7 protein-coding genes and 2 pseudogenes are annotated in these 9,769 nt (G+C 68.2%); 6 read left to right on the top strand and 3 right to left on the bottom strand.

Features of this window, described 5'->3' with window-relative positions:
- Positions 1-208 precede the first annotated feature (208 nt).
- The 3 genes from ACWIHY_RS36495 to ACWIHY_RS36485 all read right to left on the bottom strand — a co-directional run bounded on the left by ACWIHY_RS36495 (position 209) and on the right by ACWIHY_RS36485 (position 4,069).
- A complete protein-coding gene (locus tag ACWIHY_RS36495; RefSeq protein ID WP_454380781.1) occupies positions 209-1,009 on the bottom strand; it encodes an inositol monophosphatase family protein in 801 nt (266 codons plus the stop codon).
- A 1,389-nt stretch (positions 1,010-2,398) separates the two neighbouring features.
- Positions 2,399-2,650: a hypothetical protein gene (locus ACWIHY_RS36490; RefSeq protein WP_454380779.1), complete on the bottom strand. Its 252-nt coding sequence runs from the start codon at positions 2,648-2,650 to the stop codon at positions 2,399-2,401.
- Between the two features lie 486 nt (positions 2,651-3,136).
- Positions 3,137-4,069, bottom strand: a complete 933-nt coding sequence (locus ACWIHY_RS36485) for a MerR family transcriptional regulator (protein WP_454380777.1) — start codon at positions 4,067-4,069, stop codon at positions 3,137-3,139.
- 771 nt (positions 4,070-4,840) lie between these two features.
- Between ACWIHY_RS36485 and ACWIHY_RS36480 the strand changes: the two genes are divergently transcribed.
- The 6 genes and pseudogenes from ACWIHY_RS36480 (at position 4,841) to ACWIHY_RS36455 (ending at position 9,675) form a co-directional block, all read left to right on the top strand.
- Complete coding sequence (locus ACWIHY_RS36480) at positions 4,841-5,896, top strand: hypothetical protein (protein WP_454380775.1); 1,056 nt, start codon at positions 4,841-4,843, stop codon at positions 5,894-5,896.
- A 264-nt stretch (positions 5,897-6,160) separates the two neighbouring features.
- Positions 6,161-6,554 (top strand): annotated as a pseudogene (locus ACWIHY_RS36475) (DUF6415 family natural product biosynthesis protein).
- Positions 6,555-6,682: 128 nt separating this feature from the next.
- Positions 6,683-6,929 (top strand): annotated as a pseudogene (locus ACWIHY_RS36470) (hypothetical protein).
- An 829-nt stretch (positions 6,930-7,758) separates the two neighbouring features.
- On the top strand, positions 7,759-8,034 hold the full coding sequence (locus ACWIHY_RS36465) for a hypothetical protein (RefSeq protein ID WP_454380773.1): 276 nt from the start codon (positions 7,759-7,761) through the stop codon (positions 8,032-8,034).
- A gap of 319 nt (positions 8,035-8,353) precedes the next feature.
- Complete coding sequence (locus ACWIHY_RS36460; protein ID WP_454380772.1) at positions 8,354-9,280, top strand: glycosyltransferase family 39 protein; 927 nt, start codon at positions 8,354-8,356, stop codon at positions 9,278-9,280.
- Positions 9,229-9,675, top strand: a complete 447-nt coding sequence (locus tag ACWIHY_RS36455) for a hypothetical protein (protein WP_454380770.1) — start codon at positions 9,229-9,231, stop codon at positions 9,673-9,675. The genes ACWIHY_RS36460 and ACWIHY_RS36455 overlap by 52 nt, the downstream gene beginning before the upstream one ends.
- Positions 9,676-9,769 lie beyond the last annotated feature (94 nt).

The raw sequence follows: 9,769 nt of genomic DNA, 5'->3' as shown, positions 1-9,769 counted from the left end.
CACCCACCCCAAACAACAACGTCGGCCTTCAAGACCACAACCGGGTCCTGAAGGCCGACGTCACGCGAAGGGCCGAATTAACCAACAGCGTCCGGTCCGGCCTGGCCCCCTGCATCGCCCGAACTGCGGCGGCCCGGTCCAGGGCGAACCAGCTGGCCGAGGTGCGGGGGAGGGTGTCACGCGGCCTGGGACCCGGCACCCGCAGCCACTAGCCTCGGCTGCGCGTCATCGACATCAGCAGCCGGTGGGTCTCCTCGTCGGCAGCGACCACAAGCCCGCGACCCGCCTCGCCAACCGGGGCACCGTCGATCCCGGTGACAACACAGCCAGCAGCCCGGCACAACGCGATTCCAGCCGCGTAATGCACGCTCCCGGAGAGGTCGCCGCCGTCGGTGACATACGCGGCGCGCTTACCAGCAGCCACCCAGGCCAGCGCCAGCGTCGTGGATACGACGCGCGGCCGGAAACACTCGGCGAACTCAGGGCGGGCAAGGAGATCCACGGCCCGGAATCCCGGCGCACTCGGGAACGGCGGATCCAGGTTGACGTCCACCAATCGGGTGGACGGCGTGGGCGACAGCAGTACGTCGTCGACCCCGTCATGCCGCACCCAGGCGAGCTCCCCATCGGTGAAAAAGACCTCGCCGCTGAAGGGGTCGGCCACCGCCGCCGCCCCATCACGCAGCGCCACATTGACGGCCACCAGCATGTTGCCGACGGCGTAGTTCAGCGTGCCGCACAGAGGGTCCACCAACCACTGGCGAACGGTGTCGGCGGCACCCTGCTGCCCGCCTTCCTCGCCGAGCACCGCATCATCGGGCCGTGCGGCACGGATGACGCCGAGGATCGCCTCCTCTGCCTCCACATCGGCGGCAGTGGCAAAGTCCCCGGCACCCTTGTCGATGCGGCTGAGCCGCCGGCCGTACATGTTGCGGACCACGTCCGCGCCAGCCCGCGCCCCGGCTATCGCGACTGCAGCATCGTCGAAGCTCGCGTATGAGTTGATCATGCCGTGCAGACTATCGAGGCGAAGCTGTCGCCCCGGGGGACCTTCCCGGTCAGAGCACAGCGCGAGCGACAGAAGCAAGTGACGTACCTCACGGGTCAGTTCATAAGTTTGTTGTCGGTTGGAGCCTCTGCGGAGACCGAAGGGTGAAGGCGTTCACTTCTTGAAAGGATGAGGCTCCTGATGAATCTCCTCTCGCACTTACTCTTCCGCTCGGTCGGGCCCCGCAAGCCGGGGACCCTCACCAGAGAATGGTTCTTCGACCCCGGCAATCAGCGTTACCCTGCAGACGTGCCCGCCGACCTGATCAAGGCTCTGGACGCACCAGGCGATGCCGCGGCCGGAAACGATGCGGCGATCGACCGCTTCGCTTCACGAGTGCTGGTGCTCCGCAAGGAGAACGGTGGCGTGAAGCTGTATCTACCGCTCTCCTCAGCGACTGGATCGCCCCCGCCGTGGACGGCAGGGCCCTCGACATCACCGCTGTCCAGAACATCCGGTCCGAAGCGCAGGAGATCCATCGTCAGCTCACCCCCATCTGGCGCCGGCGCGCCAACCGGTCCCGTGTCCTGTTGCTTGACACGCCCCTGGGCAATGACGTCACCCTGCACGACCTCATCGCCGAGAGCTCGGTTGCCGAAGCGATCATGGACGGCACCTTCGAGACCGACAACCCACGCCTGATCTCATTGCTCCGTGCCCTGGACCCCAAGGACAAGGCAGTCGTCCTGGCCTGGACGCACCGGGGAGTGCGATGTGGGTCGATGCCGCAGCGGTGGCAGGGGCGAACGACCCTCAGGCGACAGGTGAACGAGTCCGCCGCAAGATCCGACGTCTGGTCACCGAGCAGGACAGGCGACTTTCCGCGAGCACAGCCACCAACCGCTGCTCCACGGAAGGCAACGAGGGGGAACAAGCGTGACGCTTGTGAGGGAGGCCGTGCCGGAATTCCTGGGCGGCGTCGGTGCCGGCCTGCTGCTCCTTCGATCACTGCCGGTATTCGTGCCGTACGTAAGCGGGCAATCCGCCACGCCCCTAGCTCACGGCAGGATGCCCAGCCGGGGCGCCAGCAGGCGCCCCGGCGAGTGGGTGTGCCGGATGGGCGTGGGGCGGTCGGCGGCGCCGTCCGCTCTTCCTCATACCCTCACAGTCCACCGCGTCTACCTGGGAAACAGGGTGTGAGGCTCACAGGATTGCCGTCTGGCGCGAAGGGCGGCTGTCCGGCGACAGCAACCTGGATCGGCTGTCGCCAAAGTGGGACCGGCTGGCCTTAGCTTGGCGTTTAGCCTCTGGCGTCGGCCGTTGAACTGGACTGGGCAGACCTCCGTTGGGTTTCATCCCTCCGAGCTCGTATCAGCCGTCCTGCGCCTCCTGCTCGGCGGCTTCGGCTCTTCAGAGGCGCCATTGCATTGTCTCCGCCTCGCTACGGGCCCTCTCCCGAAGCTCCGGCGTCAGGTCGGAGCGATCTGCGGCAGCCTCGGAGGCTTCGGTCCAGGCACGCAGGACTTCGGTGGGCCGCTGATGCCCGCAGTCGACCTCGTTGCCCGAATGGTCGTAGACGGTCGCCTCGCAGCCGGTGTTCACCCACACGCTGGCGCCTTGGCCGTGGAAGACGACATCGTCCCCCCATGGTTCAACCCACATCCCAACGGTCTTCCTGGTGTCGTTCTCATGATCTTCGGAGTTGCGGGGTGGTGCGCCAAGAGTCTCCGGCCGTTGTCTCGTGCGCCGTCGGGCCTGCGAGCCCTTTCAGCCAGCCGTCCATGGAACGCGGCAGATGTGCGGCGCCACGCCCTCTGGACACAGGGTCTCGATCACTGTCTTGCGGATCGCCCGCCACGTTCGCAGGGAGCACAGTAGGTGGACGCGCAGCTCTACGGTTTCCCGTGCGCCGCTGCTCTGGGCAGGATGTTCCACGGCCCACTGTTCCGCCAGGTGGTCGTACACGTCAGCGGTCGACAGCTCACTGCCGGAGAAAGCGCGGACGATAGCCTCATCGACGATCCGGGCGCTCCGGGGTCCCACAGCCTCCCCGACGAGTTGGCTGACCCATGCCAACCCCTGCTCGTCTGCGTAGATACCGAACTTCAGGACGCGCGTCCTCATTGCATCAAGCCTTTGTGATCGTCGTCATCGCCCATGGCAGAAGGCGGTGGTGAACCAGGTGTAAACGGGAGTGAGTGTTGGTGAAGCGGGCCATCCATTGATCGTCGCCACGAGTCGCCAGTAGTGCTCGGTGTGTGGGTCGGCGGTTGTCTGCAGGCGGGCGAGGAGCCAGCGGCGCAGATCGCCGTCGTCAGCACGCTCGAACGCGTAGCCGTAGAGGCCGCCCAGTGAGTCGGCACGAGGCACATCTTTGGCAGAGGCCGGGAGGATGCCGGCGGATACGGCTTCGTCGAATCGTTCCCCCATGGCGTGGTTGAGAGCGCCCTGCATGGCGATGACGTCCTGCTGGGAAGGCTCTTGCGCTTGGTCCGCAGCTGTGCGGCGTAGCGCGATACGGAAGTCCGCGTTCTGGCAGAGTTCGGCGAGTTCCACCCAGGCCTCGACTTGTTCGGGCGCGGGATCATCGGGGAGCTCGGGAATGAGGGATCGCATCAGGGCCACGAATTCGGGGTTGTCGTCAAGGTCCCTGAACGCGTCATCGATGAAGTCGGACACCAACTGGTGCCGTTCAGCCCGGCAAAGCGTGGCGAGTCGGTGCATAAGGTCCATCTCCATGGTGGTGGGGCCGAGCCTGGCGACTGCTCGCAGTACTGCCCGGCGCAGGCGGAGAGTCTGGATCTGTACGTCCAGAGCCTTGGCGTGTACTTCCGCGACTTCCGATACGGATGCCTCACGGTCCAGCACTTTGCGCACGGTCGCCAGGTCCAGCCCGAGATCGCGCAGGGTACGGGCCAGGTCCAGGCGTGCGAGTGCGTCGAGGCCGTACAGCCGGTAGCCCGCCGGACTTCGGTCGGTTGGCGGGACGATGCCCTTGTCGGAGTAGAACCGGATGGTCTTCACCGTCAGGCCGGTCCTGCGGGACAACTCTCCTATGGAATAGAGCGTGTCGCGGTGCATGCCCCCAGCTTGCTGTCTCCCCCCACAGGAGACTCAACCGGGGCCAGGACTTCCTGCGGGGTCAAGGGCTCTGTGCGCCTTGTAGACCATGTTCTGGGCGGTGTCGTTCGTGACCACGGCGTCTCGGGATGGTCCGGGCGCTGCCCGACTCGCTTTTCAGCCAGGTCCGTCGTCCAGCGCCGCACCTTGGCGCGCTCGTCCAGCGGAAGGCGTCGATCGCCTGGAAGCGTTCGGCGTAGTCCGGTATTAGGGCGAGGATGCAATGGCTCTTGTGGGAGACGCCCTCACACCGCCGGCTGCGTGCCAGCGGTGGGCGGCAAACGGGTAGCGGCGGACTCCGCTCAGCGAGCCTCAGGTCACATAGGCTGCGGGTCGTGTCGACCCCGGCATGTGACCTCCAGAGGCGACCGGGCGACGTTCGTCCTGGCGTGGCCTCCACGAGGCACAGCCGGTATCCCTTGGCTGGGCGGTCGTGCCATGCGGCTGAGCGCGGGGCGGGGGAGGAGCCCCGGCCCTGCCCCTCTACCAGGGGTGAGTGCCGCGGGTGCAGGATGCCGCCCCGCTCGAGGGACGCCGTGAGCATGCGCCGCTTCGCCGCAGAGCACATCAAAGCCCATGGCCGACTCGCCGGCGCCGCCCCAACGCCGCCTGCAGCTGTGGCGCCACGCAGGGCGCCCTCCACGAGACGCAGGTGGTCTGGATGACCGACGTCGACGCCGTCAACTGGCTCACCGACCCGGAGGACCACGAGAGCTGACCCCGGACAGGGCCTTGGGCCGCAGCTCCAGCAGCAGCCAGCGACGCGCGATCGAGAAGCATCTCAAGGGCATCGCCGAGGACTACAAGCGCGCAGCCAAGCGGAACCCCATCCGGGTGCCGATCCAGACCGAGGCGACTGGCACAGGAGGGACCATGCCCGGCCGCGACAGCGCCGAAGGAGACCCGGTCCTGGCCCGGCTCCTAATGTGGCTCGACGAGCAAGCCCAGCAGAACCGCTCGCACCACGTCGACGTGACCCGGTTCGTCGAAGAACAGCAGCTGCCGGACGAAGACCCCTCCGTGCTCGCCTACGAACTGGAAGAGCGCGACCTGGTCCACAACTCGCGCGGCCTCGACGACGCCCCCACGGTCTACCTCACCGACGCCGGCCGCGCCGCGATCCACCGGCTGAAGAAGCGGCGAGGCGACCGTGCCGCCCGCCTTCGCTACTCCATGGACGCCTTCCACCGGTGGCTGTTCGACACCGCGGGCGACCAGAAGCCCATCAACCCGGTGCTGTTCCTCGACACACCCGCCGCCTACTTCGCCGGATCCGAGATCACCGGCACCGAGCTGCACGAAGCGCTCGCCCACCTGGCACAGCACAAGCTGATCGAGCACATCGACACCGAGCCCCCCACCGTCGCCATCACACCCCAGGGCGTCAACTGCGCTCTGACTGGAGGAAGCGTGCAGGACCACGTCAACCAGCCCCGCCCCGGCGCCACGTACAACACCTATCTGCCGAACGCCAAGGGCGTCATCATCGGCGAGCAGCAGCACTTCACCCAGAACAACACCGACGGCGTCGACCCCACGTTGTTCGTCCAGCTCGCCGGGTACGTCGGTCAGGTCAGCCCCATCCTGGGCCTGCCCGATGAGGACCGCGTGGAACTGGAGCGCGTCGCCCAGGACCTCCACACCGAGGCGACCTCCGGCAACCCCGAGCCCGGCCGCGTGCGCCAGTTCGCCACCCAGCTCAAGGACAAGCTCCTGGAAGGCGCCACCACCATGGCGGCAACGCAGGGCATCCAGATGGCTGAGCAGGCACTCGCCGCGCTGATGTAGTAGTCGCTTCAGCACCACCACGGGCCCCGGGGGATCAGCCATGACGTCCCCGGGCCCGGCTTTATGGAGTCGTACGGCCCAACGACCGTGCCACCCGGTCGTCGGCGTCCCCTCCCCGGACCTGCTCGCCCGCGCGGACCGCGGCTTCGCCCGCTTCCTCGCCCAGCACACCGAGGACCAGGACGACCGCGCCGACGGCAGCGAGGCCCCCCAGCGGTGACCGCCGGCCACCCGCGCGACGACGCCCCAGCAGCGAGGCCCGCCATGTACACCAGCACGCACACGGTCCTGTACGACCCCCGACGGCCTGATCGAGGCGGAGCTTCCCCTCGACCGCGAACCGTACGTGTGCCTCGTCAAGGCCGTCCTCGCCTGGACCGGTCCGGAGGCGCTGGCCGAACGCGACTACGAGCAGATCGCCCTCCAGCTCACCGGCCACGCCCGCGCCGTCGCCTCCGACGTCCGCCGCCTCGCCGCTCAACTGCCGAAGGACAGCGGCCCCCGGGCGCTCGCCGACGTCGTCCTGCGCGAGGCGGAAAGGCGGCTGTCCGTGACGATCGAGGGCACCGTGCGCTGCGTCCAGAACCGCGCCCGCCTCGTCCGCGCCCTCTACGAACGCCTGGACTGCCTTGAGGCCGCGCGCACCCAGGCTGAGTGACCACCCCGCCGGGTGCCGCCGAGGGCCGGGCCGGACCGACGTGGTGGGGGCGACCACAGGCCCGACCGTGCCCGGCGCGACCCCGACCACGGGCGTGTCCGAAGTCACTAAATCGAACAAGCAATCTAATGCCGGTATGGACGGTGACCGACTTCCCCGACGACCTGGTGCAGACGCAAGCCGCCTGGAACACCACCTACGACGCGCTCGCCGCACCCCGCCCCCGCGACACCCCCCGCGCTGCGCCGCCGCCTGTCGCTCCTGTCCGTACGGCTGCGGTGGCACCCCTACGGGCAGACCGTCCCCTCGGTGCCGGCGGCGCGCTCCGAGTTCCGGCAAAGGACCCGAGCCTGGCGAGCCGTCCGGGCCGCGTGACCGGAACGCTTCGGCCGATCAGGAGCACGAGGTTGCGACAGGGGTTGCGCCTGTCGGTTGCGCTGGATGTTGCGCCACGGGTTGCGCCTGCTGTTGCGCGCCCCGCAGGAGCGTCTGCGTGTCCGTGCAGGTCAGCACGCGGTTTCGCCGTGGTCGGACCGCTGACATCCCCGTTACGGCCGCTTTCGCCCATGTCCCCTGGATGGAGTGAAGGAGAATGGGACGGGCGGAATGGGCGGCACGGCCGCAGCCGGGGGCCGGGGCGCGCTCAGCCGGTTGCGCGTCGGCCGGGCCGCCGCGCCTCGCCGCCGTCAGCCCGGCGGCGGAGCCGGAGGGAAGTCGCCGGCGCCCCGGTGCTGTCCTTCCGGTGCCGAGCCCCAACAAGGGGTGGGATGGGAGAGTCCCGCCGGATGGAGGTACCACCGTGATCGTCCGACTCCTGGGTGGCCCGCTCGCCGGTCGCGTGCTGGAGACCACCGGCGCTCCGTGGGCGGAGGCTGGCTCACGGCCGGTGACGCCGACTGGCGCTCTACCCGCCGCAGCTCATCGGATCGGATCAGGAACCGCGCGGGAGGGGCACCGGGGGCGAGCACGTGGGGGAGCGGAGTTGCCCGGTTCTCGCCCCGCATGACGAACATGCGCCGATCACCGGGAACTCAATGCCCCAGCTGGTAATGGCAATCGGCTGGTCACCCGTATTGACCACCTCCACACTGACGAAATGATCGCCCAGGTCCCGACTGCCGTCGGGCAGATCGCAGACAGGAGCGCAGCTGGAGACCTGGACGACTACCCGAGGGCCCACGGGAGCAGGCAGATAGCTTGCGATGTGGAAGCGATTCTCCTGCTGGTTGTGGTTTCCGACCTGCACAGCGGCAGGGCCGTGGAAAATGTTGCCCGCCACGCCCTGACGGGCCGCGAGTTCCTGCTGCTCGGCCACCAGCGCCTGAAGTTCGGCCGCGACCTGCTGCTGCTCAGAGTCCCCCAGGTCCAGGAGCGACTCGAAACGGGTCTGCCACGACGCCTCCTGGAGCACGCGCGCCCGTTCCGTCTCGCCAGCGGCATCGGCTTCTTCCAGCGCCTGCGCAGTGCGGTCCAGGCGTAGTTCGTACCACGGACGACCTCGCCGGCATTGCTCTACACAGCGACTTGTTCGCACTTCCTAATCGGCGGCCGAGTCGTCGTGGGGTGGCGGGCGGCGAAGCCTGGGAAGCCACGAGACGGCAGCCGACTGATAACCACACCCAGCAACCCTGGGTGACCCAACCCTACGAATGGCTCGATCAACCCGAGCAAGAAGGTAGGCCGACTGATGTCTTCAACGCCACCAAATGTCTTCAAAGCCGCCTGTTACCCGACTTGCTAGGTTTGGCCGCATGAGAGCCGATACACCCGTGCGACCGATCAGAAGGCTGCGTTCGAAGGTGGCTGACCGACCGCTCTGGGCCTGGGCTCTCGCCGCCGTCGTCGCCTGTTGCGGCATGGGCACCTATCTCGTCTTCTCCCCGGGCTTTCTGAGCGGGGACAGCATCTCCCAGCTCGAGCAGGCCCTGGGCACCCAGCCGATGCACGACTGGCATCCGCCCGTGATGGCGCTCCTGTGGCGCGCGTTGATCGACGTGACGGGCACTCCCGCCGCCATGGCCGCCCTGCAGTCCGCCGTCCTGTGGGCGGCGCTGTGGGTCGTCGCCTGGCGGGTCTGGGCGCGCACCGGCAACCGGGCAGGCTCCCTGGCGGTCCTCGCGATCGGGCTGGCCCCGCACATCATGAACTTCACTGGCGTGGTGTGGAAAGACGTCCACATGGCGTTCGCGCTCCTCGCCGCCTGCGCGATCGTCTTCGTCGCCCAGAGCCTCGCGGCCGACCGCTCTCGCACCCGCTGGGTGCTGCTGGCGCTCGGGGTCCTCTTCATCGGCTACGCCATCCTGGTCCGCAAGAACGCGCTGCTGGCCGGAATTCCGGTCTTCATCCTGCTCGTACGCGCCCTGTGGCCCGCGCCCGGCCGACGGAGGTGGTTGATCTCCACCGGAGCGCTCGTCGCCGTCATCGCCGTCATGAGCAGTGTCGTCAGCGTCGTCGCCAGGCCGGCCGAGACCCGTCAGTACGCGCAAATCATGCTGGACGACCTGGTGCACGTACTCCCCGTGGAAGAGGTACGGAAGGCGGCCGGGGAGGCGGCGACGACGCCGGACTTCCAGAACAACATGGTCGCCACCACCCAGCGGTGCATGGCCCAGGGGACGCGGAAGGAGAAGCTGTCCGACGCGTACTTCGCAGGTACCAGTTCCAGAACTCCCAGATGGACGTCCCTGGAATCGACGCGCCCGACGTGCGCCGCAAGGCCATGCTGAGCTACTACGTCCTCGGTTCGTACCGGGACATGCCGCTGCTCTTCGCCGGATGGTTCTGGCTGGCCGTCGGGTTCGTGATGGCGATCTGGCCGGGCCGGGGGCCGTTCCGGATGCTGGTGCGCGCGATGGGCATCAGCTCGGTGCTCTACATCCTCGGCTACCTGCCGACCTCTCCGGCCAATGACTACCGGTACGTGTACTGGCCCGCGCTCGCCGGCACGCTCTGTCTCCTGCTGGTCTGGCTGGGGCGGACCAGGACGCCGCTCGCGGCCGTGCCTGACCCCGTACCGGCGGATCGCGAGCAGCCACGAGGAAGCAAGCAGGCCGGTGCCGATGCGGGTGACGACGCTGGCGCTGGTACGGACGACGCCAGGAGTGTTCAGCCGGCCGGCTGAAGCGGCTTGGCGACCCGGCAGCGGCACCGACCCCGAGCTGATGGAACCCCATTACTGAGACTTTCAGGGTGGGGTCGGCGGGTTGAGGGCCGGG

It is taken from the genome of Streptomyces sp. NPDC055287 (assembly GCF_053646035.1).
Note: the sequence above shows the minus strand (reverse complement) of the source record. Positions and strands in the feature narration are given on the sequence as shown.